Raw genomic sequence first — 25,997 nt, forward strand, 5'->3', positions numbered from 1 at the left:
AGGCGCTGAACCTGTTGTGGCGAACACCTGTCAGCCCTGATACACACCCAACACATGCGCCCCCCACCACATGTTTAGTCATTAATGTCACTTTGACTGACTCGTACAGAGTGCTTCACTGGGTCTCTCAAGCCTACCCGGATCCAGGAGCCCCCGATGAACCTGCACCAGTACGCTGAAACCCACGAAGTCACCAACCAGCCACCGCCCCTCGACGGTGCCAACCTGTACCGTCTCGACCTGCCGCTACAGGAATGGTCGCGGCGCTTCGGCGCGGGTTGGGCCGAGTCGCGGATCGATGCCTACGGGGCCCTGGCCGGTGGCCCGCTGATGCAGGCGGGTTTCCTGGCCAATGCGCACAAGCCGGAGTTCAGCAGCCATGACCGCTACGGCCATCGCATCGACCTGGTCGAGTTCCACCCGGCCTACCACGAACTGATGCGCACCGCCGTCGAGCATGGCCTGCCTTCGCTACCTTGGGCCGAACCCCGCCCCGGCGCCCATGTGGCGCGGGCTTCGATGACCTACCTGCACAGCCAGGCCGAGGCCGGTACCGGCTGCCCGCTGACCATGACCTTCGCTGCCGTACCTGCGCTGCGGCTGCAACCCGAACTGGCCGAATACTGGTTGCCGAAAATCCTCGCCTGCGAATACGACCCGCGTAACGTCGGCGACCGGCACAAGGCCGGGGTCACCCTGGGTATGGCCATGACCGAGAAGCAGGGTGGCACCGATGTACGTGCCAACACTACCCGGGCTTATCCGGTCGGCGCCGCAGGCCCGGGCCAGGCCTACGAGCTGGTCGGGCACAAGTGGTTCTGCTCGGCGCCGATGTGCGATGCCTTCCTGACCCTGGCCCAGACCGAAAAAGGCCTGAGCTGCTTCCTGCTGCCGCGTCACCGCCCCGACGACAGCCGCAACCAGTTCTATATCCAGCGCCTGAAGAACAAGCTGGGCAACAGTTCCAACGCCTCCAGCGAGGTGGAATTCCGCGGCGCCCTGGCGTGGATGGTCGGGGAAGAAGGGCGGGGCGTGCCGACCATCATCGAAATGGTGGCCATGACCCGCTTCGACTGCATGGTCGGCTCCAGCGCCCTGATGCGCCAGGCACTGACCCAGGCGGCCCACCACTGCGCACACCGCAAGGTCGGCGGGCGGCTGCTGAGCGAGCAGCCGTTGATGCAAAACGTGCTGGCCGATCTGGCGCTGGAAAGCGAGGCCGCGCTGGCCCTGAGCCTGCGCATGGGGCAGGCGCTGGAACAGCTGGACGACCCGCAGCAGGCGCATTTCGCCCGGCTGGTCACGGCGGTGGGCAAGTACTGGATCTGCAAGCGCGCGCCGGCCATGATCAACGAGGCCGCCGAGTGCCTGGGCGGGGCGGGTTATGTGGAAGACAGCATCCTGCCACGGCTGTACCGCGAAGCGCCGGTCAACTCGACCTGGGAAGGCTCGGGCAATGTGCAGTGCCTGGATGTGCTGCGGGCCTTGTCCAAGGAGCCGGGCGTGCTCGATGCGTTGTTCGCCGAGCTGGGTGATGGGCATGGGGACCCGCGTTTGGCGGCGCATATCGGCAACCTCAAGGGTGCGTTTGCCGATACCGGCGACATGCAGTACCGCGCGCGGCAACTGACCGAGGACATTGCCCTGGCGCTGCAGGCCAAGCTGTTGCTGGAGGCGGGCAATACGGTGGTCAGTGATGCGTTTATCGACAGCCGCTTGGCGGGTGGGGGGCGCGTTTATGGGGCGTTGCCGCGCGGTGTGGATGTGGCGGCATTGGTGGCCAGGGCTACGCCAGCCTGGCCGAACTGAGCTGGCTTCTTCGCGGGCACGCCCGCTCCCACAGGTACTGCGCCGTACTTGATGGCAGTGGCGATCCTGTGGGAGCGGGCGTGCCCGCGAATGGATGCAACACCGATCAATGGGGGTGTATTTAGCCAAGAAGGCAGGCAAGATGGTTCACATGCATGTCCAGACAGGAAGCACAGTGTGAGCCAAGCTTTTGTAGTCGTTGATACCCCCGAACAGGCCGTCGACCGTCTGGCGGCCCTGCATGAACAGGCCACCGGGGCCCTTAGCCAGGCCCTCAAGCGTTACCTGAAGGACCGTACCGAGCCGGACGCCGAAGAGCGTGACCTGTTCCGCTACCCGGCGCTGCGCCTGACCTACTACAGCCACGGTGAAGTCGCCGCCACCACGCGGGCCTACGCCAAGGTCCAGGTGGCCGGTACCTACAGTGTCACCATCACCCAGCCGGCTGCTTTCCGTGGCTACCTGCTGGAGCAACTGCGCCCGCTGATGCATGACTACACCGTCACGGTGGAGGTTGGCGTCAGCGAACAGAACATCCCATACCCCTACGTGGTCGACCAGGGCGACGAGCTGGCCGGCAGCGGCATCACCGCCGCGCAACTGGCGCGGGTGTTCCCCAGCACCGATCTGTCGGCTGCCACCGACAACATCGCCGACGGCCTGTGTGACTGGGGCAGTGCCGAAACCCTGCCGCTGGCGCTGTTCGATGCCGCGCGGGTCGACTTCTCGCTGCGCCGCCTGGTGCACTACACCGGCAGCGACTGGCGCCATGTGCAGCCATGGATCCTGCTGACCAACTACCACCGCTATGTCGACCAGTTCATCAGCCACGGCCTCGACCAGTTGCGTGACGACCCGCGCTTCGTGCGCATGGTGCTGCCGGGCAACGTGGTGATCGAAAAGGGTATGGACCACGGTGAAACCCAGGCCCTGGTAGCCAGCGTGGTCTGGCACCGCTACCAGATGCCGGCATATCACCTGATCGCCGCCGACGGCGACGGCGTCACGCTGGTCAACATCGGCGTCGGCCCGTCCAATGCCAAGAACATCACCGACCACCTGGCCGTGCTGCGCCCGCACTGCTGGCTGATGATCGGCCACTGCGGCGGCCTGCGGCAGTCGCAGACCATCGGCGACTATGTGCTGGCACACGCCTACATGCGCCGTGACGGCATTCTCGACCGGGTGGTGCCGCCGAACATCCCGATCCCGGCCCTGGCCGAGGTGCAGCTGGCCTTGCAGGAAGCCGCCGCGCAGGTCACCGGCGAGCGTGGCGAACAGCTGAAGAAGCGCCTGCGCACCGGCACCGTGCTGACCTACGACGACCGCAACTGGGAGCTGCGCTGGGCCCAGGAACGGCCGCTGATCAACCTGTCGCGTGCCGTGGCGGTGGACATGGAAAGCGGCACCATTGCCGCCCAGGGTTACCGCTTGCGCGTGCCTTACGGCACCTTGCTTTGTGTGTCCGACAAGCCGCTGCACAGCGAGATCAAGCTGCCGGGCTCGGCCAACGCCTTCTATAACCGGGCGGTCAGCCAGCATTTGAAGATCGGTATTGCCGCCCTCGACCTGCTGCGCACCGAGCTCAACTCGCTGCACTCGCGTAAACTGCGCAGCTTCGATGAGCCGCCGTTCCGCTGAGGATCCATGTCACTGCCACCCCGTAACAAGCCGCGCCGTCCCCAGGCGCGGCCTGCCACCGGCCCGCGTCGCCAGCCCAAGGCGCCACCGGCCGAGCCGCGCCTGATCCTGTTCAACAAGCCGTTCGACGTGCTGACCCAGTTCAGCGACGGTGACGGGCGCGCGACGCTCAAGGACTACATCGACATCCCGGGTGTGTACCCGGCCGGGCGGCTGGACCGCGACAGTGAAGGCCTGTTGCTGCTGACCAACGATGGCGGCCTGCAGGCACGCATTGCCGACCCGAAGCACAAGCTGGCCAAGACTTACTGGGTTCAGGTGGAGGGGGAGCCGAGCGAGGAGCAGTTGCAGCGTTTGCGCGATGGCGTGGAGCTGAACGACGGGCCGACCTTGCCGGCCGAGGCGCGGCGCCTGGAAGAGCCCGAACTGTGGCCGCGCAACCCGCCGGTGCGTTTTCGCAAGAGTGTGCCGACCAGTTGGCTGGAGCTGGTGATTCGCGAAGGGCGTAACCGTCAGGTGCGGCGGATGACGGCGGCGGTGGGGTTGCCGACCTTGCGCCTGGTGCGGGTGCGGATTGGCGACTGGGCGCTGGACGGGTTGGAACAGGGCTGCTGGCGCGAAGTGGCTGCCAAGCTTTAGTCCAGTTCAAGGGCCTATTCGCGGGCACGCCCGCTCCCACAGGTAGGGTGCAGCCCTCAAGTGCAGCGCCAGACCTGTGGGAGCGGGCGTGCCCGCGAATGGCCCTGAATTTTCTACACCCCTTCGAGAAACCCCACCACCACGCTCTTGATGATAAAGGCCAGCACCCCCAGCCCCAGCACGAAGAACAGGATCAGCGTCCCGAACCGCCCCGCCTTGGACTTTTTCGCCAGGTCCCAGACGATGAAGCCCATGAAACCGATCAACACGGTGACCAGGATGATCATCATCCACTCTTCGAATACGGCGGGATCCATCGGTGTTCTCCAGGCGGGTTGAGCGGCCGATTATACGCCTGCTGGCGCAGGCAATTAACGCAGGTGGGTCAATGGCAGCTCGGTGCTGGCCAGCACCTGGTTCAGCACGAAGCTCGAACGCACGCTGGTGACGCCTTCAATGCGGGTCAGGCTGCCTAGCAGCAGTTTCTGGTAGTGGTCCATGTCGGGCACCACCACTTTCAGCTGGTAGTCGGCATCCATGCCGGTGACCAGGCTGCATTCGAGCACCTGTGGCAGGTTGCGGATGGCCGCCTCGAAGGTTTCGAAACGCTCCGGAGTATGGCGGTCCATGCCGATCAGCACGTAGGCCGTCAGGCTCAGGCCCAGCTTCTTGCGGTCGAGCAAGGCCACCTGGCGCGAGATGTAGCCATCGTCCTCCAGTTGCTTGACCCGACGCGAGCATGGCGAAGGCGACAGGCCGATGCGTTCGGCCAGTTCCTGGTTGGAAATGCGCGCATCGCGCTGCAATTCGGCGAGGATGCTCAGGTCGTAGCGGTCAAGTTTGCTCATGGTTTATGCCTTTTCTGTTCGGATTGCGGTGAATTATCAATCCAGGGTGAAAAATTGCGCAAGTGCTATTTATCTGAGCAATCTTCGCAATCATCTGCCGCAACTGCTTCGGTATCTTTATCCACAGAATCACTGCCCGGACATCAGTCCACGGCGACGCGCCCTAGGCGGGCGGTCGCGGCCAGCCATCCAACAGGATCTGCAGGCCCCCGGGCTACACACCTTCCAGAAGACGGTGTGAGGTGAGCCGGCGCCACAAGTGCCGAGCACGGACGACAATTCCTGAAGGGAGGCCCTGTGGCCTCCCTTTTTTCATGGCTGGAAATTTAATTGGCCGGCGTTACGGGCGCGGTAGACTGGCTGTGGTTGCCGTATTTTCTACCGAGAGGAACAGCATGAAGTCACGCATCTGGCAGTTGGCAGGTGTTGGTGTGTTGGGGTTGAGCATCAGCCTCGGGGCCATGGCCGAAGGGCCGGGCGAGGGGGCGCCAGGGCGCTCGCTCAATTCGCGTGACGAAGTGCAGCAGACCCAGCCGCCGCGTCAGGGCTACTATCAGGATATTCCCCGCCGCCATGGTGATAGCCGCTACTGGGAAGCCGGTGGCCCGGGGCAACGGCCTGGCGGTGACTGGCAGGGGCGCCCGGACGGTCATGGCAATGGCTGGGGGCCGGGGCCGCAGTATCGCCCGGGGCACACCATCGATCATTTCCCGGACCGCTACTGGAAAGTGCCCTACCGTGGCGATGATTACTTCTACTCCGGTGGTTACTGGTACCGCCCCCATGGCGGCCGCTATGTCGTGGTGGCCCCGCCCTACGGCGTGCGGGTCAATTACCTGCCGCCCTATGCGCGGGAGGTCTGGCTGGGTGGGGCGTTGTTCTTCCTGGTGGCCGATACCTATTACCAGTACCTGGCCGACAGCCGCGAGTACGTGGTGGTCAACCCGCCGGTTGCCGCACCGGCACCTGTAGGCGGTGGGTATGACGTGGTGGCCTACCCGATGTATGGGCAAGGGCAGGAGCAGCAGGACCAGGACCGTTACCAGTGCCACCGCTGGGCCGTGAACCAGTCAGGCTTCGACCCGGCAACGGCGACTTATGCGCCGCCGGCCAACGTGGCGGACAACTACCGACGGGCGCTGGGCGCGTGCTTCAGTGGCCGGGGCTACAGCATCAACTGAAGCGGGACACGTCCCTGCAACGGAGAGCCCTGTGGGAGCGGGTTTACCCGCGAAGAATGCGACGCGGTGCATGGCACCGGCTGTGCCGGTGTTCGCGGGTAAACCCGCTCCCACAGTTACGCTCACTGATTCACACCGGATCCGCATGCACCATCACATCCGCCTGTGGATAACGCTGGCGGATCACCCGCGAGGCCTCCACGCACAAGGCGTGCGCTTCATGCAGCGGTAACTGCCCCGGCATCTCCAGGTGCAGCTGCACGAACCACTGGTTGCCCGACACCCGTGTACGCAGGTCATGCACACCTTCAACCCCGGGAATGGCCAGCACCAGCGTAGCCATGTCCTCGCCAACATCGCCGGGCAGTTCCTGGTCCATCAGGATGGCCGTACTCTCCCGGGCGATCTGCAGCGCGCTCCAGAGGATGTAGACGGCAATGCCCAGGCCGAACAGCGCATCCAGCTGCGGCCAGCCAAAGCGTGCCAGCAGCAGGGCCAGCAGGATGCTGCCGTTAAGCAGCAGGTCCGAGCGGTAGTGCAGGGAGTCGGCCCGCACCGCCGTGGAGCCGGTCAGGCGGATGACCTTGTGTTGCAGTGCCAGCAGGGCAAGGGTCAGCACCAGCGACAGCAGCATTACCGCGATACCTATGGCGGTATCGCCCAAGGGTTGCGGGGTGTGCAGGCGTTCCACCGCCTGCACCCCGATCAGCACCGCACTGACCCCGATGAACAGCGCCTGCGCCATACCGGCCAGGGCTTCGGCCTTGCCATGACCGAAACGGTGGTCGTCGTCGGCCGGGCGCAGGGCGTAGTGCACTGCGAGCAGGTTGAGGAACGAGGCAACGGCATCCAGTGCCGAGTCGGTCAGCCCTGCCAGCAGGCTGATCGAGCCGCTCAGCCACCAGGCCAGCGCCTTGCTCAGGACCAGGATGCTGGCCACCGCCAGTGATGCGCGGGTGGCCAGGCGCAGCAGGCGCTGGTGTTCAGCCGGGGTGGTCATCATCCGTGGTCAATGTCCTTGTGGTTCAGGCTGCAGGCACCAGGCCCAGGCTGGCCAGTTGTTCAATGCTGCCGCGATGCTGGATCAGCCGTGGGTCGTTCAGCGGCAGGCGCTGGCCCAGCTCGCTTTCGAGAATGGCCTGCAACTTCAGGTTGTCGACCTTGCCATCGGGGCTGACAGCCTCGCGCAGTTTGACCGGGTCGACCTGGGCGGATCGCCCGCCTGAGTAATAGATGGCGCCCGTGGCGAAGTCGATACCGAAGGCGATCAGCCCCGGGATCACGTAGAACAGGATGCCGATGGCATCCATTGCGGCAACCACAGGGTCGATCTTGCCGCCGATCTGGCCACGACGTTCCGGGTAGAGAATGGTGCCGCAGGCTGTCAGTTGGGTCAGCAAGGTGACGATGAGGGCGCCACCGATGACGCGGGTTGGGATGCGCATGTAAATCTCCGAGAAGGTATTCAGCAGGGCAAGCGAAGCGCCTGCACCTGAAGCTAAGACCATGATAGAGCAGGCTGGGTTCGCCGTTATACTCGCGGCACTGTTCGAGGACCACCATGATTTCATTACCGATCGATGCTGTCTTGCCCGCCCTGCGCCAGGCCCTGGAAAACCGTGACGAAGCGGTGCTCGAGGCGCCACCCGGCGCCGGCAAGACCACCCGCGTACCGCTGGCGCTGCTCAATGAGCCATGGCTGGCAGGGCAGAGCATTCTCATGCTCGAGCCCCGGCGCCTGGCAGCGCGCGCGGCTGCCGAACGGCTGGCCAGCGAACTGGGCGAGCAGGTTGGTGAAACGGTGGGCTACCGCATTCGCCTGGACAGCAAGATCGGGCCTAAAACCCGCATCGAGGTGGTGACCGAAGGTATCCTCACCCGCCGCCTGCAGGCCGACCCGGCGCTGGAGGGGGTGGGGCTGGTGATCTTCGACGAATTCCACGAGCGCAGCCTCGATGCCGACCTGGCCCTGGCATTGAGCCTGAATGGGCGCGAATTGTTGCGTGACGACCCGCCACTGAAGGTTCTGCTGATGTCCGCGACCCTGGAGGGCGAGCGGCTGTCGCGGCTGCTGGACGATGCTCCTGTGGTCAGCAGCGAAGGCCGCATGCACCCCGTCGACATCCGTTGGGGGCGGCCTTACCAGCCGGGTGAGTTCATCGAGCCACGGGTGGTGGATAGCGTGCTGCAGGCGCTGGCCGATCAGGCCGGCAGTGTGCTGGTGTTCCTGCCGGGCCAGGCCGAGATCCGCCGGGTGCATCAGAGCCTGCAGGAAGCGTTGGGTGAACGGCCCGAAATCCTGCTGTGTCCGCTGCATGGCGAGCTCGACCTCAATGCACAGCGTGCGGCCATCGACCCGGCGCCCAAGGGCCTGCGCAAGGTGGTGCTGGCCACCAACATTGCCGAGACCAGCCTGACCATCGACGGCGTGCGCGTGGTGATCGACGCAGGCCTGGCCCGGGTACCGCGCTTCGACCCCGGCAGCGGCATGACCCGCCTGGACACCCAGCGCATCTCCCGCGCCAGTGCTACCCAGCGTGCCGGCCGTGCCGGCCGCCTGGAGCCCGGCGTGTGCTACCGCCTGTGGTCCGAAGCCCAGCATGACCAGCTGGCCGCCCACGGCAGCGCCGAGATCCTGCAGGCCGACCTGGCCGGCCTGGCCCTGCAACTGGCACGCTGGGGCGTTACGCCCGAGCAGTTGCGCTGGCTCGACCAGCCTCCCACTGCCGCCTTCGCCCAGGCCCAGGACCTGCTGGCACGGCTCAATGCGTTCAAGCCCGGCAGCCGTGACCACCTCAGCGAACACGGCCAGGCCATGGCCGAGCTGCCGGCGCATCCCCGTATCGCGCATTTGCTGTTGCGCGGCCAGGACCTGGGCCTGGCACAGATGGCCTGTGATGTGGCCGCGCTGCTGGGCGAGCGGGATATCCAGCGCGGCGGTGGCGCCGACTTGCACAGCCGGCTGGCGCTGGTCAGCGGCGAGAGCAAGGCTTCGCGAGGCGGCCAGGGTGGCGTGCAACGTGCCCGGCAACTGTCTCGCCAGTACCGCGGCCTGCTGCGTGGCAAGGCCGGTGCGCCGGTCGCCGACCCGGATCACCCGCGCTGGCTGGGCGCACTGCTGGCGCTGGCCTACCCCGACCGCGTCGCCCAGCAGCGCCGCGAGGGTGGCGCGGAGTATCGGCTGGCCAATGGCCGTGCGGCGCTGTTTGCCGAAGCCGATGCACTGATGAAGTGCCCGTGGCTGGTGATTGCCGACCTGGGCAGCCGCCAGGGCCAGCGCGAAGAACGCATCTACCTGGCCGCCGAGTTCGATTCGGCGCTGTTCGAGGGCGTGCTGGCCGAGCAGGTCGACCGGGTCGATATTCTCGATTGGGACGAGCGCGAGCAGGTGCTGCGCGCCGAACGCCAGGTCAAGGTTGGCGAGCTGGTGCTCAGTCGCGAACCGCTGCCGGGCCTGGATGACGAAGCGCGGGCTCGCGCGTTGCTTGGCCTTGTCCGGCGCAAGGGCCTGAACCTGCTGGCCTGGACCCCGGAGCTACGGCAATGGCAGGCGCGCGTGGCCCTGCTGCGTCAGCTGGACCTGGCCAAGGATGGCCACAGTGAATGGCCCGACCTGGCCGACGAGGCCTTGCTCGCCAGCCTGGAAGACTGGTTGCAGCCCTACCTGGGCAAGGTGTCGCGCCTCAGCCATTTTGCGGCGCTGGACCTGCCATCGCTGCTGCGCAACCTGTTGCCCTGGCCGCTGCCGCAGCGCCTGGAAGAACAGGCCCCCGCGCACCTGACTGTGCCGTCCGGCTCGAACATCCGCCTGGACTACAGCGAAAACCCACCGATCCTCGCCGTGCGCCTGCAAGAGCTGTTCGGCCTGGCCGAAACCCCACGCATCGCCAATGGCCGCCAGCAGGTCAAGCTGCACCTGCTGTCACCTGCACGCCGCCCGGTGCAGGTGACTCAGGACCTGGCCAACTTCTGGCGCACGACCTATGCCGAGGTGAAGAAGGACCTGAAAGGGCGCTATCCGAAGCATTACTGGCCGGATGACCCGTTGGTGGCCGAGGCTACGGCGCGGGCCAAGCCCAGGGGGACCTGACCGTGTCGGAGTACCCGCTCAACCGAGCGGTTTGAGCAGGAAGGTCAGCACGTCACCTTCCTCGACATTGAGCAAGGCCACCCAGTCGCCGCTCTTGTGGGGAGTATCCGTGATGGCACCAACCCGATAACCGCGGTGGTCGCGCAGATGGCAGACCAGCCCTTCATCGCTCAGATGCAGCGGTTCGATCTTCCAGTAGTCGGTGACTTCGGCATGCCAGTAGAAACCGAGGTAGCCATTGCGGCTGACGCCCAGTTTCTTGGCCTTAGGGCGCCCGGGAATGCTGATGTGGTAGTGCAGGCGATCGTCGGTGCGCGAGTGGTAATGAAAGTCCATCACCGGCGAGTCTTGCCGCCCACCCGCCTGCAACCAGTCATCCTCAGGGGTGAAGCCCCAATTGAATTTGTCCGTGCTGCGGCTCAGACGCAGGGGAATGTCGTAGTCGACTGCGCGCATGTACAGCCTGCCGCGAAAAGACCTGGCGAATACCGCCTGAATGTCTTCGTCCATGGTGCTCTCCTTGAATGGCATTGAAGGTTGTGCACCCTAATGCCAGGGCTCGGCAGCCAGGCAGATCGAAGACTTTCCCCGGTAACCTCAGGCGCTGGCCTCACCTTCCAGCAGCATGAACAGGCGGTACAGCACCACGGTGCTGAACAGTTGCAGGAAGCCGCTGAGGCTGTCCATGGCCAGCTCCATGCCGGGCGACGGTTCGGGGAAGGCCATCAGCAGCAGCCCGTCGATCAGCCAGATCGGTGCCAGTACGCCGACCACGCAAATCATGATGCGCATGAAATGCCCCGTGGTCATGCTGGCACTGTCGCGCATCGACTGCACTACCGGCCGGCCGCGCAGTACCAGCAGGTACTCGGCGAACACCAGGTTGATCATGATCCACACGCCCGGGAAGATGAACAGCGCAAGGCCGGCCATGATCAGCAGCGAGCTGATCAGGATCAGCAGGGCCAGTTGCGGCCACAGTTGCACGGCACGGGCGAACAGGTTGCGCTTGGCGATGTCCTGGCCGTTGCTGCGGGTGTCCAGGTACAGGATCAGTGCGGCGCTGTACAGCGGGTAGAACAGCAGGCTGACCAGCATGCCGTAGGCTGGCGATGCCTGGTCGCCCAGCTGGCGGTACAGCAGTTGGGTGACCAGGGCTTCCAGCACCACCAGCGGCAGGCACAGCTGGAGGATGTTCGGCAGGTGGCGGCGGAAGAAGTACAGGGAGTCGCGCAGAACGCTCAGCGGATTCATCAGTCAACATCGCATGGCAGTAAAAACAGGGGCCTAACTTTAGCCCAAAGCAGGCTTGGGGCTGTCATTTGCTGAAAAAAGTTTCACGCCGCCGGTGATTGAATCCCACGCCTGTACGCCCCATCTTTGACGCTGTCCGTTGTCCCGCTACCCCACGAGGTCGCCCATGAATACTGAAGAACAAACCCTGATCGACGGCCTGTTCGGCCGCCTCAAGCAAGCCGAGGACCCGAGCCAGCCACGTGATGCGCAGGCTCAGGCATGCATCGAGGAACATGTGCGTCAGCAGCCGGCGGCGCCTTATTACATGGCCCAGGCGATCCTGGTGCAGGAGGCGGCGATCAAGCGCCTCGACGAGCAGAACAAGCAACTGGAAGCCGAACTGAAGCAGGCCCGTGCCCAGGCCGAGGCCGCCCGTGCTGGTAGCGCGCCGAGCAATGGCGGTGGTGGTTTCCTGTCCAGCATCTTTGGATCGGCTGGGCGCAATGCTGCCCCGGCCGTGCAACCGCAGCGTCCCGCTGCAGCCCCCGTGGCATCTGCTGGTGGCTGGCGTGAGCCGTCGGCGCCGGGCTTTTCCCAGCCGCAAGCGCAGCAGCCTGGCTTCGGCGCTGCGCCGGCACGCAGTGGTGCCAGCAGCTTCCTCGGTGGCGCGATGCAGACTGCGGCCGGTGTGGCGGGTGGCGTGTTGCTGGCGCAGGGCATCAGCAGCCTGTTCAACCACAACTCGCAGCCGGAGGAGGTGGTCGAGGTGATCAAGGAAGAGCCGGCGCCGGCCAGTGACAGCGGTGGCTGGAACGACTCGGGGGCGCAGCAGCAGGTGGCTGACAATGGTGGTTGGGGCAGTGACCAGGGTGGTTATGCTGACAGCGATTATGGCAGCGATGATGGCGGGTTCTTCTCGGACGACGATTCGTACGTCTGACAGGTCTGGCATACTGCTGGCAGTTTTGGGGGCGCTTTGCGCCCCTTCGCGGGCACGCCCGCTCCCACAAGTACCGCGCGACGCTGAACCTGTGGGAGCGGGCGTGCCCGCGAAGGGCTGCGCAGCAACCCCTGCATTCCAGGCCGACCAAGGGGTTCCCAGGTGAAAAAGATCGCGCTGTTCGCCGATGTGCAGAACCTCTACTACACCGTGCGCCAGGCCCACGGTTGCCATTTCAACTACACCGCCCTGTGGGCCGATGTCAGCCGCGAAGGCCAGATCGTCGAGGCCGTGGCCTATGCCATCGACCGTGGCGACAGCAAGCAGCAACAGTTCCAGCAGATCTTGCGCAACCTCGGTTTCGATGTGCGGCTCAAGCCTTTCATCCAGCGCAGCGATGGCTCGGCCAAGGGTGACTGGGACGTGGGCATTACCCTGGATGTGATTGACGCAGCCAGCCGCGTCGACCAGGTGGTACTGGCCTCTGGCGATGGTGATTTCGACCTGCTGCTGGAGCGGGTGATCCAGCGCCATGGCACCGAGGCAGTGGTATATGGTGTGCCCGGGCTTACCGCACTGTCGCTGATCCGTGCTGCCACCCGCTATGTGCCCATCGAGGGTGCGCTGTTGCTCAAACACTGAGATTTTTCATGGAACGTATCGCTGTCATCGACTTTGAAACCACAGGCATCAGCCCCGGCGCCGGCTGCCGCGCCACCGAGGTGGCGGTGGTGGTGCTGGAGGGCGGGCGCATCGTCGAGCGCTACCAGAGCCTTATGAACGCCGGGGTGCCGGTACCGGCCTTCGTCGCCGGGCTGACTGGCATCACCACCGCCATGCTGCGCAGTGCGCCGCCGGTGGACAAAGTGATGAACGAAGTGGCCGATTTCGTCGGTGGCACCCCGCTACTGGCACACAACGCCGCCTTCGACCAGAAGTTCTGGGACTACGAGCTGAGCCGCATCGGCCGTAGCCGCAGCCAGGCCTTCGCCTGTTCCCTGCTGCTGTCACGACGCTTGCTGCCGGCGGCACCGAACCACAAGCTGGGCACCCTGACCCGCTGGGCCGGGCTGCCGGATACCGGTACCGCGCACCGGGCCATGGCCGATGCCGAAATGGCCGCCAACCTGCTGCAACACCTGGCTGGCGTGCTGCGCCAGAGCCACGGAGTCCAGCAACTCTCGCACGACCTGCTCTGCCGTTTGCAGAAAACCCCTGCCGCGAAGGTTCGTGAAACCCTGGCCAGATACTGTTAGGGCTTCTTCTCCAGCTGCGCGAGCGGCACCCGCCGCTCCACGGCGCTGGAGAGAATGATCGAGGTCTTGCTGAAGCCGAACTGCGCTACCCGGTTGATCAGCTCTTCCAGCTCGGGCATCGAACCCACCGCTGCCTGCATGATGACGCAGGGGTCACCGGTCACCCGGTGGCATTCGGTCAACTGGGGGATCTGGGTCAACGCTTCGTAGGCCTGCTGATTGCCATGACTGGCCAGGCGCAGTTCGATCACGCACTGGATCGGCAGGCCGATCTTGCTCATGTCGACTTTGGCCTGGTAGCCGGTGATGACCCCGCTGGCCTCGAGTTTGGCCACCCGCTCGGCCACTGCCGGCGCCGACAGGTTCACCTGGCGCGCCAGTTGCGCGAAGGTGGCGCGGCCATTGTCGAGCAGGGCAGCGAGCAGCATGCGGTCGTACTTGTCCATGGATTATTCCTGCCTGGTTTCGATTCGCTTGAAAAACACCCGAATAACCACGCAATGCAAAGTGTAGGGGTGATTTAAAGCTGTTTTGTAACTTAAGTTTAAACGGTGGCCTTTCTAAACTAAGCCACCCGTAAACGGATTTCGAGTGTTTCCCATGCCTGCCTCCCGTCGCTTCCCGTTATTGCTCATTGGCGCTTTCCTGGCCTTGTACCTGGTCTGGGGCTCCACCTACCTGTTCATTCGCATTGGCGTCGAGAGCTGGCCACCGATGCTCATGGCCGGGGTGCGCTTCCTGATTGCCGGTGGCCTGCTGTATGGCTTCTTGCGCTGGCGCGGTGTGCCGGCGCCGACCTGGACGCAGTGGCGGGCGGCGGGGGCGATCGGTTTTCTGCTGCTCAGCTGTGGCAACGGTGGCGTGACCGTGGCCGAGCATGCTGGCGTAGCTTCGGGCGTGGCGGCGCTGGCGGTGGCGACGGTGCCGCTCTTCACCTTGCTGTTCGGCCTGTTGTTCGGGCATCGCAATTCGAAGCTGGAGTGGGCGGGGATCGCTCTCGGGCTGGTGGGCATCGGCCTGCTGAACCTCGGCTCCAACCTGCAGGCAAGCCCGATTGGCGCGGCGCTGATCATTTTTGCGGCGGCGTCATGGGCATTCGGCTCGGTGTGGAGCAAGACCTTGCCGCTGCCCCAGGGGCCCATGGCCAGCGCCGCGGAAATGCTGGTCGGCGGCGCCGTGCTGTTGCTTGGCAGTGTGCTGTCTGGCGAGCGCATGACACAGATGCCGACCGCTGCCGGCTGGGGCGCGCTGGCCTATCTGGTGTTGTTCGGTTCGATCCTGGCGTTCAGTGCCTACATGTACTTGCTCAAGCACGTGCGCCCGGCAGCCGCCACCAGCTATGCCTACGTCAACCCGGCGGTTGCCGTGCTGCTGGGCATCGTCTTTGCCGGTGAGCAGATTGGTGCCGAAGAGTGTGTGGCCATGGCGGTGATCATCGGCGCGGTGGTGCTGATCGGCCTGCCGCAGTGGCGCAAGGCACCTGAGCCGGCGCAGCCGTTGAAAGGCGAAATCTGCAAGTAGGCAGGGGCGATGCGGTAAACTTGCCGCCTTCGCTGAACCCCCTGACGGTATTGCCATGAATTTCGCCAAACTCGGCCTGATCGAACCGCTGCTGCGCACCCTGCAGCAACTGGACTACACCACCCCGACCCCGGTGCAGGCCAAGGCCATCCCCGCCGTGCTGGCCGGCCGCGACCTGATGGCCGCGGCCCAGACCGGCACCGGCAAGACCGCGGGCTTTGCCCTGCCCGTGCTGCAGCGCCTGGCGCTGGAAGGCGAGAAGGTGGCCAGCAACTCGATCCGCGCGCTGGTGCTGGTGCCCACCCGTGAGCTGGCCGAGCAGGTGCACAACAACGTGCGCGAGTATGCCGAGAACCTGCCGCTGAGCACCTACGCGGTGTATGGCGGGGTCAGCATCAACCCGCAGATGATGCGCCTGCGCCGTGGTGTCGACCTGCTGGTGGCCACCCCGGGGCGCTTGCTCGACCTGTTCCGGCAGAACGCCGTGAAGTTCAACCAGGTACAGACCCTGGTGCTGGACGAAGCCGACCGCATGCTTGACCTGGGCTTTGCCGAGGAGCTGCAGTCGGTGTACGCCGCGCTGCCACGCAAGCGCCAGACGTTGCTGTTCTCCGCCACGTTCTCCGACCAGATCCGCATGCTGGCGGGGCTGGCCCTGAATGACCCGCTGAGCATCGAAGTCAGCCCGCGCAATGCCACGGCCACCAGCGTCAAACAGTGGCTGGTGCCTGTGGATAAAAAGCGCAAGGTCGACCTGTTCTGCCACCTGCTGCGCAAGCAACGCTGGAAGCAGGTGCTGGTATTCGCCAAGACTCGCAATGGTGTGGACCAACTGGTGGAGCGCTTGCTGGCCGAGGGTGTGAATGCCGACGGCATCCACGGTGACCGCCCGCAAGCCACCCGTCAGCGTGCGCTGGACAGCTTCAAGGCCCGCGAAATCCAGGTGCTGGTGGCAACCGATGTGGCGGCCCGCGGCCTGGATATCGATGACTTGCCGCTGGTGGTCAACCTTGACCTGCCGATCGTTGCCGAGGATTACGTGCACCGCATCGGGCGTACCGGGCGGGCGGGCAACAAGGGCGAGGCCATTTCGCTGGTGTGTGCGGATGAAGTGCAGTTGCTGGCGGCGATCGAAGTGCTTACCCGGCAAACCTTGCCGCGTCATGAAGAGCCGGATTTCATCCCTGACCACCGCGTGCCGATGACCGACGCCAGTGGCCAGGTGATCAAGAAACCGAAGAAGCCCAAGAAGCCGAAAGAAAACAGCGCCAAGCGCGGGTTGGGGCGCTGGATGGACAGTGCTGAATCAGGCAGTGCGGAGCCGGCGGTGAAGGCAGTGCGCAAGGTGCCTAGTTTCAATGGTGGGGCGCGCAAGCGTAAGCCGTAGATTTGCGGTCTACGCGGTCTCTGTGGGAGCGGGTTTACCCGCGAAGAATGCGACGCGGTGTCTGGCACGGGCTTCGCCCGTGTTCGCGGGTAAACCCGCTCCCACAGGCGGACGGTGTCAGCCTTGGGATTTGAGCCAATCCGCCGCCGCCCGCCCGGCCCGCAAGCCGCTGGCAAAGCATGCCGTCAGCAGATACCCCCCGGTCGGCGCCTCCCAGTCCAGCATCTCGCCGGCACAGAACACCCCCGGCATGCCCTTGACCATCAAGCCCTCATCCAACGCCTCGAAACGTACCCCACCCGCGCTGCTGATCGCTTCATCCAGCGGCCGTGTGCGCACCAGCGTGATCGGCAATGCCTTGATCGCCCTCGCCAAGGCATCAGGGGCGGCAAAGGTCGCCTGATCGGTCAGCTCACGCAACAGCGCCGCCTTGACCCCATCGATACCCAACTGGCTGTGCAGGTGCTTGGCCATGGAGCGCGAACCCCGTGGCTTGGCCAGCGCCTGGGCAATCTTGTCCACAGGCTTGTCCGGCAACAGGTCGAGCAGCAACACCCCATGGCCCTCACGGTTGATGGCCTCGCGCACCGGTGCTGACCAGGCATACACAAGGCTGCCTTCCACCCCCTGCGCGGTGAGGATGAACTCGCCCTTGCGTGGCGCGCTGCCGGGAACGCTGAGGGCAATGTTCTTCAACGGTGCACCTGCGAACTTGTCCTTGAGCAGTGCGCTCCAGCCTGCCACTTCAAAACCGCAGTTGCTGGGCTGCAAGGGCGAAATATCCACAGCCCGTGCGGCCAGCAACGGTTGCCAGCTCCCGTCCGAACCCAGTCGCGCCCAACTACCGCCACCCAGCGCCAACACCACTACGGCGGCCTTCACCAGCCGCTCGCCCTGTGGATAAGCAATCCGCAATGCCCCCTCGCTGTTCCAGCCCAACCAGCGGTGACGGGTGTGGATAACTACCCCGCCGTCGCGCAGGCGCTTGAGCCAGGCGCGCAGCAGTGGCGCGGCTTTCATGTCGGTGGGGAACACCCTGCCCGAAGTGCCGACGAAGGTTTCGATGCCCAGGCCGTGAATCCACTGGCGCAAGGCGTCGGCATCGAAGTCGCGCAGCAGCGCAGCAATTTCGCCCTGGCGCTCGGCATAGCGGCTGACGAACGCCGGGTAGGGCTCGGAATGGGTGATGTTCATGCCTCCGACACCTGCCAGCAGGAACTTGCGGCCCACCGAAGGCATGGCATCGAACACCTCGACCGTCAGGCCCGCCTGGGCCAGTGCTTCGGCGGCCATCAGGCCGGCTGGGCCGCCGCCGATGACGACAGCGAGGGGAGGGGAGGCGGGGCTCAGATCAGACATGGTGGGCAGCAGGCTGTGGAAAAGAGGCGCATTCTAGCGCAGCGCGGCCTGTGGAAGCACTGCTCAAAAAATGATCAGTGTTCTGCAGGCCTTGCCTGTAAAGGGCTGCAACGCCTTTCCCGCAGGTTATCCACAAGCGGTTCCACAGTCATTGTGAACAACCGATGACGCGTGCCGCGCTGTGATGAAGGATGCCGTGGCGCCTGGCCAGGGCTGCGCGGTCCTTGCTGTAGCCACCGCCGATCACGCCCACCACCGGGATGTCGCGGCCCAGGCAGTGGCGCAGCACCGCCTCGTCACGGGCGGCAACGCCTGCATCGGTCAATTGCAGATAGCCCAGGGCGTCGTCCTTGTGCACATCGACCCCGGCGTCATACAGCACCAGGTCGGGTCGATAGAGCGGCAGCAGGTAGTTAAGGGCGTCGTCCACCACCTTCAGATAGGCCATGTCGCCCATGCCGCGGGGCAGGGGGATGTCCCAATCGCTTTGCGCCTTGCGCGCCGGGAAGTTCTGTTCACAGTGCAGCGACACAGTGATGGCGTCTGGTGTGTCGTGCAGGATGCGCGCGGTGCCGTCACCCTGATGCACATCGCAGTCGAAGATCAGCACCCGGTGGACCCGGCCAGCCTCCAGCAGGTAGCGGCTGATCACGGCCAGGTCGTTGAAGATGCAGAAGCCGGCAGGATGATCGTAATGGGCGTGGTGAGTGCCACCGGCAAGGTGGCAGGCGATGCCGTGCTGCAGCGCCATCTCGGCGCTCAGCAGCGAGCCGCCTACGGCGCGCACGGTACGCCGGGCCAGGGCCTCGCTCCAGGGCAGGCCGAGGCGACGCTGGTCCTCGCGCGACAGGTCGCCGTTCATGTAGCGCTCGATGTAGCTGCGGTCGTGGGCCAGGGCGAGGATGTCGTTGGGGCAGATGTCCGGGCGCAGCAGGGCCTGGTCGGTGGTCAGCCCGCTGTCGATCAAGTGGTCGTGCAGCAGGCGGAACTTGTCCATGGGAAAGCGGTGTTCGGCGGGGAACTCCGGGCTGTAGTCTTCGTGGTAGATCAGCGGCAACGGCATGGGTGGGGTCGCAATCAGGGCCAGTGCTGATCTTGCCATGGCCGGGGCAGCTTTGCTGCCCAATCACCGGCAAGCCAGAACAGGTAGTGCAAGGCAGTTGCCCTGGCAGGCAGGAGCGGGGTCAGCGCTGTTTCGTGGTACTGGCCAGCACCCGTTGCCAGTCCGGCTCGTTCAGGCGGCCGAGGATGCGCGCCTTGCCATTACTATCCACCGAAACGAACAGCGCACTGGCATAGCCACTCTCACGTTCGCCACCCGCAACGTTCTGCTGGCGGGCAAAATGATCGATGCAACCGTTGTGGGTCACCAGCACCAGGTTATGCCCCGGCCGCTTGTGCGCCAGCGCTTCGCTGGCGAACTGGCCGTCACAGCTTTCCAGCCATTCCTCACTGGCCACCGCCTGGCCAAGGATGAAATGCGCGGTTTGCCGTGTGCGCAGTTTCGGGCTGCTGAGCATATCGGCGTTGTTCAGGCCCAACTCGTGCAGCCCTTGGCCAACGCGGGTCGCGGCCTGGCTGCCGGCCACGGTGATGCCGGTGGGGTCGTCCAGGCACGGGCCGGGGGCGCTGTCGCAGCGTTCGGCGTGGCGGATCATCACGATCACTGCACCGCCGGCCCAGTCCTGCAGCAGGCCGCTGTCACTCAATTGCTGTTCGTTGCCAAGGTCCACGATGTGCGTCCTCGTCGCCAGCCAGGTGCTCAACGCCGCCACGACCATGCACAGGCCAAGGGCGGCACCGAGGGCTTTGCGGGTCAGGCGTCGCTTGCGCCGGGCTTGGATGGCAGGGTGCCCCTGGGTGTTGCTGATTTGCATGCGTTGCTCCGTTGGCGTGGCCGCAGCTGGCGCGGCGGTGGATGGCAGGCATCCTGCCAAGCGGCCTGTCGGGGGGCGGTGAAGGACATGTGAAAATTGCATTCGGGCGTGCCGGCTGGGTGAAACCAGCGCCCGCGCCTACGCTGTAAACTGCAAGACAGTAAAACCGGAGCATGTCCCATGACCCCTATCTTGCAACTGGAAAGCGCACGCCTGGTGTTGCGCCAATGGCACGACGAAGACCTGCGCGAGTTTGCTGCGATGTGCGCCGACCCGCAGGTGATGCGCTACTTCCCGGCGCCGCTGACACGCCTGGAGGCGGCTGCCCTGATCGGCCGCGTGCGCGGGCATTTCAATGAATACGGCTTTGGCCTGTGGGCCCTGGAGCGCAAGGACAGCGGTGCCTTCATCGGCATGACCGGGTTGCTGAACGTGGGCTTCGATGCCGATTTCACGCCGGCGGTGGAGATCGGCTGGCGCCTGGCACGCCGTCACTGGGGCCTGGGTTTTGCCAGTGAGGCGGCGTGGACTTGCCTGCGTTGTGCTTTTGCCCAATTGCGCCTGGAAGAGGTGGTGTCGTTCACTAGCGAGAGCAACCTGCCCTCGCAGAAGGTCATGCAGGCCATCGGTATGCAGCAGGACCTGAACGGTAGTTTCGAACACCCCCGCCTGCCCGTGGGCCACCCGCTGCGCCCGCATGTGCTGTACCGCATCGACCGCGCACACTGGGAGCGTACCCTGCGCGCCTGAATGCATGGCCATGCCCGGCGCGAATGACAAACCCTGTATCATTTCCCTAATGGAGGGCGCTTGCCGCAAGATGTTCAGCGCCTATGAGATCGAGCGCCGCTTGGGCGGCGCATCGCGAGCAAGACTCGCTCCTACGGAGAACCCCCGATGAGTCATGTGTTGGACGACCTGGTCGACCTGTTGAGCCTCGAGTCCATCGAGGAGAACCTGTTCCGTGGACGCAGCCAGGACCTGGGCTTCCGCCAGTTGTACGGCGGGCAGGTATTGGGCCAATCATTGTCGGCGGCCAGCCAGACGGTCGAGGATGCACGCCATGTGCATTCGTTGCACGGCTACTTCCTGCGCCCTGGCGATGCCAGCCTGCCGGTGGTGTATTCGGTGGACCGCGTGCGCGATGGCGGCAGCTTCAGCACCCGGCGGGTGACGGCGATTCAGAAAGGCCAGACGATCTTTACCTGCAGCGCCTCGTTCCAGTACGACGAGGAAGGTTTCCAGCACCAGGCGCCGATGCCTGAGGTGGTCGGCCCGGAGAACCTGCCCAGTGAAGTCGAGCTGGCCCGGGCCATGGCCGACCAGCTGCCCGAGCGCATTCGCGACAAGGTGCTGTGCGCCAAGCCGATCGAGATCCGCCCGGTCACCGAGCGCGACCCCTTCAACCCCAAGCCTGGCGACCCGGTGAAGTACGCCTGGTTTCGCGCCGACGGCAACCTGCCCGATATCCCCGCCCTGCACAAATACCTGCTGGCCTACGCCTCGGACTTCGGCCTGCTGACCACCTCGTTGCTGCCCCATGGCAAATCGGTGTGGCAGCGCGACATGCAGATCGCCAGCCTCGACCACTCACTGTGGTTCCACGGCAACCTGCGTGCCGACGAGTGGCTGCTGTACGCCACCGACAGCCCCTGGGCGGGTAATGCCCGTGGCTTCTGCCGAGGCAACATCTTCAACCAGGCCGGGCAACTGGTGGCGTCGTCGTGCCAGGAAGGCCTGATTCGCCACCGCAAGGACTGGGCATGAGCCTGGGCGAGGTGCGCAACTGGGTGTTCGACATGGACGGCACCCTGACCGTGGCCGTGCACGATTTTGCCGCCATCCGCGTGGCGCTGGATATCCCGGCCGAGCACGACATCCTCACCCACCTGGCGGCCTTGCCGGCGGACGAAGCGGCAGCCAAGCATGCCTGGCTGCTGGAGCACGAGCGCGACCTGGCAATTGCCTCCACGGCGGCCACCGGGGCGGTGGAACTGGTGCGCGAACTGGCCGAGCGTGGTTGTCGGCTGGGCATTCTGACCCGTAATGCCCGCGAGTTGGCGCATGTGACGCTGGAGGCCATCGGCCTGGCGGACTGTTTCCCGGTGGAGCACATTCTCGGGCGTGACGAAGCGGCGCCCAAGCCTAGCCCGGATGGGCTGCTGAAGATTGCCAATGCCTGGGGTGTGGCACCGTGTGAGCTGGTGATGGTGGGGGATTACCGGTTTGACCTGGACTGTGGGCGGGCTGCTGGGGCGCGCACGGTGCTGGTGAACCTGCCGGACAATCCGTGGCCGGAACTGGTGGATTGGCATGCGGCCGATTGCCGGGCACTGAAGGTGATGCTGGGCTGAGTTTTTGTGTCGTCTGTGCGGGCCTCTTCGCGGGTAAACCCGCTCCTACAGGGACCGCGCCGAGCTCAAGTCCAGCACTCAACCTGTGGGAGCGGGTTCACCCGCGAAGAGGCCGGACCTGTCTATGCTGAACCCCAATCTATTCCCTGAACGGAGACCCTACCCATGACCAGCAAGGCCATTTACGTAAAACCCGGCGGCGGCTACGACAAGGTCGAGGTCGGTAGCAGCGAGGCTCCTGCACCCCAGGCCGGCGAGATCACCGTGCGCCTGCACGCCAGCTCCCTCAATTATCACGATTTCGCCGTGGTCAGCGGCATGTGGGGCCCGAGCGAGCGGCGCATCCCCATGGCCGATGGCGCTGGCGAAGTGGTCGCGGTGGGGAGTGGCGTCACCGAGTTCCAGGTTGGCGACAATGTGGTCAGTACCTTCTTCCCCGACTGGCTCGACGGCCAGGCCAATGTCGAAGGCTTTGGCAGGGTGCCCGGGGACGGTATCGATGGTTACGCCCGTGAACAGGTCACCGCTCGCGCCACCGCGTTCACCCTGGCGCCCAAGGGCTTCAGCCACGCTGAAGCTGCCACGCTGACCACGGCCGGTCTCACGGCCTGGCGTGCGCTGATGAGCGACGACCACCTCAAGCCCGGCGATACGGTGCTGGTGCAGGGCACCGGCGGTGTGTCGATCTTCGCCCTGCAGTTTGCCAAGCTGGCCGGTGCGACGGTGATCGCCACCTCGTCCAGCGACGCCAAGCTGGAGCGTCTGAAGGCCCTGGGTGCCGACCATCTGATCAACTACAAGAGCACCCCGGCCTGGGGTGAGAAAGTGCGCGAGCTGACCGGCAACCGCGGCGTCGACCATGTGATCGAAGTGGGCGGCCCGGCGACGTTGGAGCAATCGATGATTGCCACGCGCATCGGTGGACATGTGTCGTTGATCGGCATCCTCACCGGCGTGGCCGGGCAGTTGCCGTTGGTGCAGGCGCTGGTGCGGCAGATTCGCCTGCAAGGCGTGCTGGTGGGCAGCCGCGCCCAGCAGCAGGCGATGGTGCGGGCGATCGATGCCAACGGCCTGCGGCCGGTGGTGGACAAGCATTTCGAGCTGGAGCAGATCGTCGAGGCGTTCCGTTATCAGGAGAGCAACCGGCATTTCGGCAAGATCTGCCTGACCTGGTAACGGCCTGGGCTGCTTTGCGGCCCAGGCACAATACTCTCGAATGAAAAACAAAAGCTCCAGACGGCCCGGTGACGCGATCGGGCATGCCGTCGGTGACAGCTGGCGGCAATGGAAATGCCCTGTCGTGATCAAACAGTTTCGGGGCGTTCTCGTGTAATTACCCACAGCCCTGCAAGGCTTAAATGAAGCCCGACTTGCACTGACACGTTGCTCTGTGACGCGTGCCAAATATCAACAACAGAGCGCGAGTAACGTGTCGACTTTTTGATTTCAAAGGAGATATTTTCGCCTACGCCTGCCCGCCCATCCTTGTGTCAGCAAAAAGAGAACAACATCAATGAACACCGTGGGATCTGATGGCAACCTTGCCCAAGGTTTCAAGCCACGTCATGTAACGATGCTGTCCATCGCCGGCATCATCGGCGCCGGACTTTTCGTCGGCTCTGGCCATGCCATCGCGGCAGCCGGGCCAGCTACCATAGTTTCCTATTTCGTGGCCGGTGCCCTGGTGGTACTGGTCATGCGCATGCTCGGCGAAATGGCCGTGGCACACCCGGACACCGGATCGTTTTCCACCTACGCCGAGCAGGCCATCGGCCGCTGGGCTGGCTACACCATCGGCTGGCTGTACTGGTGGTTCTGGGTACTGGTGATCCCGATCGAGGCGTTGGCCGCCGGGCATGTGCTGAACGCCTGGTTCCCGCAGGTAGACAGCTGGATATTCGCCCTGGCTTCGGTGCTGCTGCTGGCCGGTACCAACCTGTTCAGCGTGGCCAAGTACGGTGAGTTCGAGTTCTGGTTCGCCATCCTCAAGGTCACGGCCATTCTCGGTTTCATTGGCCTGGGTTTCGCCGCGCTGATGGGCTGGCTGCCCAACCGTGAGGTCAGTGGCCTGAGCGGCTTGATGGCCGAGCACGGCGGCTTCGCGCCGAAGGGCTGGTCGGCGGTGGTCGGTGCGTTCATCACCGTGATGTTCAGCTTCATCGGCACCGAAGCGGTGACTATCGCCGCGTCCGAATCCAGCGACCCGTCGCGCAACATCGCCAAGGCCACTCGCTCGGTGATCTGGCGCATCAGCACCTTCTACATCCTGTCGATCTTCGTGATCATTTCGGTGGTGCCGTGGAACGACCCTCAGCTGGCGGTGGTGGGTTCCTACCAGCGTGCGCTGGAGATCATGAACATTCCCAACGCGGCCTTCATGGTCGACCTTGTGGTGCTGGTGGCAGTGACCAGCTGCATGAACTCGTCGATCTACATTGCCTCGCGGATGATGTACTCGCTGGCCAAGCGCGGTGACGCACCGGCCATGCTCAACAAGACCTCCAAGGTCGGTGTACCGCGCGCTGCGGTATTCGGCAGCACGCTGATCGGCGCGGCCATTGCCATCCTCAACTACTTCGCGCCGAAGGGCGTGTTCGAGTTCCTGCTGGCCAGCTCCGGGGCCATTGCCTTGCTGGTGTACATGGTCATCGCCATTTCGCAGCTGCGCATGCGCCGCCGCCTGGAGCGGGAGAACACCGAGCTGAAGTTCCGCATGTGGCTGTTCCCGTACCTGACCTGGGCGGTGATCCTGTTCATTGGCGGGGCACTGGCGGTCATGATGTTCACGCCTGAACACCGGGCAGAAGTGAGCTCGACATTGGGCCTGGCGATCGTGATTTCCTTCCTGGGGATCGTGACCACGCGGGGCCATGCGCAACCCGTGGCGGTGCGTTCGATGGGGTGATTGAGTTCACCTGGCGGTAGGGCAAAGGGCACCAGTGGATGGGTGCCCTTTGTTTTTTCAGCCTTTCATCATCTTGATGTAGCTGATTGTCGCTGGCGCTTTCTCGAAGCGCCGGTGAATCAGGCTAAGCCACGAGCTGGCCTGGCAGTCGACAATACGCCGGTAGTTCACCTGCGGCAGGCTGATGCGCTGTACCACCGATTCCGGCACCACTGCGATGCCTTGGCCGAGTGACACCAGGGTGATCACCGCCACCAGGCTACCCGGCTGTGGGCCGAGCCTCGGGACGAAGCCACCTTGTGCCGCTACCTCCAGCGTCCCGGAGATCTGCTCGGGCAGGATGAAGGTTTCATTGGCCAGGCGCGAAGCCGGGATCTGCGGAACTTCATTGATCCGCGAGCTGGCGGGCAGGGCCAGGACGAAACCTTCCTGGTGCAAGGCGATGGCTTCGAGCTCTCCGGGCAGCTCCATCGGCGAGCGCACATAGGCAAGGTCGAGCAGGCCATCGCGGACCATGCCGGGCAGTTCGGTCATGGGCAGTTCGCGAATGTTCAGGCGCACACCGGGGCAGGTTTCGCTGTAGCGGCTGACTTGCTGCTGGAGCATGCCCGAGTAAGCGGCCGAGGCCACATAGCCCAGTTCGATGCGCCCGCTTTCGCCTCGGGCGGCCCGTTGCGCGCCCAGTTGCGCGGCGTCGAACTGGCGTACGGCATGTTCGGCCTCGATCAACAGCGCCTGGCCGGCGGCGGTGAGGTTGACCTCGCGCTGGTTGCGCTCGAACAGGCGCACGCCCAGTTCGCGCTCCATGTCCTGGATCTGCCGGCTGAGGGTGGGCGGAGCGATGCCCAGTTGCTCGGCGGCGCGGGTGAAGTGACCGTGGCGGGCGACGCAGAGGAAGTAGCGGAAATGGCGGATTTCCATGGGTGTTACCTACAGGGTAATGACGCAGGCCGC

At 64.8% G+C, this 25,997-nt stretch carries 26 protein-coding genes; 15 read left to right on the plus strand and 11 right to left on the minus strand.

The window, feature by feature from the left end:
- Nucleotides 1-156: 156 nt before the first annotated feature.
- The 3 genes from M2S36_RS06580 (at nucleotide 157) to M2S36_RS06590 (ending at nucleotide 4,089) form a co-directional block, all read left to right on the plus strand.
- Nucleotides 157-1,809, plus strand: a complete 1,653-nt coding sequence (locus M2S36_RS06580; protein WP_241106020.1) for an acyl-CoA dehydrogenase family protein — start codon at nucleotides 157-159, stop codon at nucleotides 1,807-1,809.
- A 177-nt stretch (nucleotides 1,810-1,986) separates the two neighbouring features.
- Nucleotides 1,987-3,450 carry an AMP nucleosidase gene (amn, locus tag M2S36_RS06585; RefSeq protein WP_063911834.1) on the plus strand — a complete coding sequence of 488 codons (1,464 nt, stop codon included), beginning with the start codon at nucleotides 1,987-1,989 and terminating at the stop codon, nucleotides 3,448-3,450.
- Between the two features lie 6 nt (nucleotides 3,451-3,456).
- Nucleotides 3,457-4,089: a pseudouridine synthase gene (locus tag M2S36_RS06590; RefSeq protein WP_233687365.1), complete on the plus strand. Its 633-nt coding sequence runs from the start codon at nucleotides 3,457-3,459 to the stop codon at nucleotides 4,087-4,089.
- A gap of 113 nt (nucleotides 4,090-4,202) precedes the next feature.
- Here the strand turns inward: M2S36_RS06590 and M2S36_RS06595 are convergent, their stop codons facing one another.
- Both M2S36_RS06595 and M2S36_RS06600 read right to left on the minus strand, forming a co-directional pair.
- Nucleotides 4,203-4,406 (minus strand): DUF2788 domain-containing protein, encoded by a 204-nt coding sequence (locus M2S36_RS06595; protein WP_013974331.1) that lies wholly within the window; start codon nucleotides 4,404-4,406, stop codon nucleotides 4,203-4,205.
- Between the two features lie 54 nt (nucleotides 4,407-4,460).
- Nucleotides 4,461-4,937, minus strand: coding sequence for an Lrp/AsnC family transcriptional regulator (locus M2S36_RS06600; protein WP_003249795.1), 477 nt, complete (start codon nucleotides 4,935-4,937; stop codon nucleotides 4,461-4,463).
- Nucleotides 4,938-5,332: 395 nt separating this feature from the next.
- Here M2S36_RS06600 and M2S36_RS06605 point away from each other — a divergent pair, with 395 nt between their 5' ends.
- Complete coding sequence (locus M2S36_RS06605; protein ID WP_333956848.1) at nucleotides 5,333-6,118, plus strand: DUF6515 family protein; 786 nt, start codon at nucleotides 5,333-5,335, stop codon at nucleotides 6,116-6,118.
- 130 nt (nucleotides 6,119-6,248) lie between these two features.
- Here the strand turns inward: M2S36_RS06605 and M2S36_RS06610 are convergent, their stop codons facing one another.
- A complete protein-coding gene (locus tag M2S36_RS06610) occupies nucleotides 6,249-7,121 on the minus strand; it encodes a cation diffusion facilitator family transporter (protein ID WP_272493152.1) in 873 nt (290 codons plus the stop codon).
- A 22-nt stretch (nucleotides 7,122-7,143) separates the two neighbouring features.
- Complete coding sequence (locus M2S36_RS06615) at nucleotides 7,144-7,563, minus strand: hypothetical protein (RefSeq protein WP_013974328.1); 420 nt, start codon at nucleotides 7,561-7,563, stop codon at nucleotides 7,144-7,146.
- Nucleotides 7,564-7,679: 116 nt separating this feature from the next.
- On the opposite strand from M2S36_RS06615, the gene hrpB reads away from it, so the two are divergent.
- Nucleotides 7,680-10,208, plus strand: a complete 2,529-nt coding sequence (gene hrpB, locus M2S36_RS06620) for an ATP-dependent helicase HrpB (RefSeq protein ID WP_207834279.1) — start codon at nucleotides 7,680-7,682, stop codon at nucleotides 10,206-10,208.
- An 18-nt stretch (nucleotides 10,209-10,226) separates the two neighbouring features.
- Here hrpB and M2S36_RS06625 read toward each other — a convergent pair whose 3' ends face one another.
- Nucleotides 10,227-10,718 (minus strand): hypothetical protein, encoded by a 492-nt coding sequence (locus tag M2S36_RS06625; RefSeq protein WP_233694625.1) that lies wholly within the window; start codon nucleotides 10,716-10,718, stop codon nucleotides 10,227-10,229.
- 87 nt (nucleotides 10,719-10,805) lie between these two features.
- Nucleotides 10,806-11,462: a YciC family protein gene (locus tag M2S36_RS06630; protein ID WP_333956849.1), complete on the minus strand. Its 657-nt coding sequence runs from the start codon at nucleotides 11,460-11,462 to the stop codon at nucleotides 10,806-10,808.
- Between the two features lie 166 nt (nucleotides 11,463-11,628).
- On the opposite strand from M2S36_RS06630, the gene M2S36_RS06635 reads away from it, so the two are divergent.
- From M2S36_RS06635 to M2S36_RS06645, 3 genes are all read left to right on the plus strand, one after another.
- Entirely contained in the window at nucleotides 11,629-12,384 is a 756-nt protein-coding gene (locus M2S36_RS06635; protein ID WP_233687369.1) for a DUF2076 domain-containing protein, read from the plus strand.
- A gap of 162 nt (nucleotides 12,385-12,546) precedes the next feature.
- On the plus strand, nucleotides 12,547-13,026 hold the full coding sequence (locus M2S36_RS06640) for a LabA-like NYN domain-containing protein (RefSeq protein WP_004576858.1): 480 nt from the start codon (nucleotides 12,547-12,549) through the stop codon (nucleotides 13,024-13,026).
- Between the two features lie 8 nt (nucleotides 13,027-13,034).
- Complete coding sequence (locus tag M2S36_RS06645; RefSeq protein WP_207834283.1) at nucleotides 13,035-13,640, plus strand: 3'-5' exonuclease; 606 nt, start codon at nucleotides 13,035-13,037, stop codon at nucleotides 13,638-13,640.
- Here M2S36_RS06645 and M2S36_RS06650 read toward each other — a convergent pair.
- Nucleotides 13,637-14,086, minus strand: coding sequence for an Lrp/AsnC family transcriptional regulator (locus M2S36_RS06650; RefSeq protein ID WP_015271918.1), 450 nt, complete (start codon nucleotides 14,084-14,086; stop codon nucleotides 13,637-13,639). The two genes, M2S36_RS06645 and M2S36_RS06650, sit on opposite strands and share 4 nt — an antisense overlap.
- A gap of 154 nt (nucleotides 14,087-14,240) precedes the next feature.
- Between M2S36_RS06650 and yedA the strand changes: the two genes are divergently transcribed.
- Both yedA and M2S36_RS06660 read left to right on the plus strand, forming a co-directional pair.
- Nucleotides 14,241-15,161 carry a drug/metabolite exporter YedA gene (gene yedA, locus M2S36_RS06655; RefSeq protein ID WP_207834284.1) on the plus strand — a complete coding sequence of 307 codons (921 nt, stop codon included), beginning with the start codon at nucleotides 14,241-14,243 and terminating at the stop codon, nucleotides 15,159-15,161.
- Nucleotides 15,162-15,216: 55 nt separating this feature from the next.
- Nucleotides 15,217-16,548, plus strand: a complete 1,332-nt coding sequence (locus M2S36_RS06660) for a DEAD/DEAH box helicase (protein WP_013974320.1) — start codon at nucleotides 15,217-15,219, stop codon at nucleotides 16,546-16,548.
- 117 nt (nucleotides 16,549-16,665) lie between these two features.
- Here the strand turns inward: M2S36_RS06660 and M2S36_RS06665 are convergent, their stop codons facing one another.
- The 3 genes from M2S36_RS06665 to M2S36_RS06675 all read right to left on the minus strand — a co-directional run bounded on the left by M2S36_RS06665 (nucleotide 16,666) and on the right by M2S36_RS06675 (nucleotide 19,784).
- Nucleotides 16,666-17,907 carry a TIGR03862 family flavoprotein gene (locus M2S36_RS06665; protein ID WP_333956850.1) on the minus strand — a complete coding sequence of 414 codons (1,242 nt, stop codon included), beginning with the start codon at nucleotides 17,905-17,907 and terminating at the stop codon, nucleotides 16,666-16,668.
- 148 nt (nucleotides 17,908-18,055) lie between these two features.
- The gene (locus tag M2S36_RS06670) at nucleotides 18,056-18,970 is read right to left on the minus strand and encodes a histone deacetylase family protein (protein WP_015271914.1); all 915 of its coding nucleotides are present in this window, start codon (nucleotides 18,968-18,970) and stop codon (nucleotides 18,056-18,058) included.
- A gap of 121 nt (nucleotides 18,971-19,091) precedes the next feature.
- Nucleotides 19,092-19,784 (minus strand): histidine phosphatase family protein, encoded by a 693-nt coding sequence (locus tag M2S36_RS06675; protein WP_333956851.1) that lies wholly within the window; start codon nucleotides 19,782-19,784, stop codon nucleotides 19,092-19,094.
- A gap of 180 nt (nucleotides 19,785-19,964) precedes the next feature.
- Here M2S36_RS06675 and M2S36_RS06680 point away from each other — a divergent pair, with 180 nt between their 5' ends.
- The 5 genes from M2S36_RS06680 to gabP all read left to right on the plus strand — a co-directional run bounded on the left by M2S36_RS06680 (nucleotide 19,965) and on the right by gabP (nucleotide 25,043).
- Nucleotides 19,965-20,534 carry a GNAT family N-acetyltransferase gene (locus tag M2S36_RS06680; RefSeq protein WP_233687373.1) on the plus strand — a complete coding sequence of 190 codons (570 nt, stop codon included), beginning with the start codon at nucleotides 19,965-19,967 and terminating at the stop codon, nucleotides 20,532-20,534.
- 147 nt (nucleotides 20,535-20,681) lie between these two features.
- Nucleotides 20,682-21,551, plus strand: coding sequence for an acyl-CoA thioesterase II (gene tesB, locus M2S36_RS06685; RefSeq protein WP_063911819.1), 870 nt, complete (start codon nucleotides 20,682-20,684; stop codon nucleotides 21,549-21,551).
- Complete coding sequence (locus M2S36_RS06690) at nucleotides 21,548-22,138, plus strand: HAD family hydrolase (protein WP_333956852.1); 591 nt, start codon at nucleotides 21,548-21,550, stop codon at nucleotides 22,136-22,138. The genes tesB and M2S36_RS06690 overlap by 4 nt, the downstream gene beginning before the upstream one ends.
- Before the next feature lie 165 nt (nucleotides 22,139-22,303).
- On the plus strand, nucleotides 22,304-23,314 hold the full coding sequence (locus tag M2S36_RS06695) for a zinc-dependent alcohol dehydrogenase family protein (protein ID WP_233687374.1): 1,011 nt from the start codon (nucleotides 22,304-22,306) through the stop codon (nucleotides 23,312-23,314).
- A 337-nt stretch (nucleotides 23,315-23,651) separates the two neighbouring features.
- The gene (gabP, locus tag M2S36_RS06700) at nucleotides 23,652-25,043 is read left to right on the plus strand and encodes a GABA permease (RefSeq protein ID WP_063911816.1); all 1,392 of its coding nucleotides are present in this window, start codon (nucleotides 23,652-23,654) and stop codon (nucleotides 25,041-25,043) included.
- Nucleotides 25,044-25,100: 57 nt separating this feature from the next.
- Here gabP and M2S36_RS06705 read toward each other — a convergent pair whose 3' ends face one another.
- Nucleotides 25,101-25,964 carry a LysR family transcriptional regulator gene (locus tag M2S36_RS06705; protein WP_207834295.1) on the minus strand — a complete coding sequence of 288 codons (864 nt, stop codon included), beginning with the start codon at nucleotides 25,962-25,964 and terminating at the stop codon, nucleotides 25,101-25,103.
- Nucleotides 25,965-25,997 lie beyond the last annotated feature (33 nt).

Origin of the sequence: Pseudomonas sp. SF2 (assembly GCF_036858055.1) — a bacterium.
In the GTDB taxonomy this organism is placed as follows: domain Bacteria; phylum Pseudomonadota; class Gammaproteobacteria; order Pseudomonadales; family Pseudomonadaceae; genus Aquipseudomonas.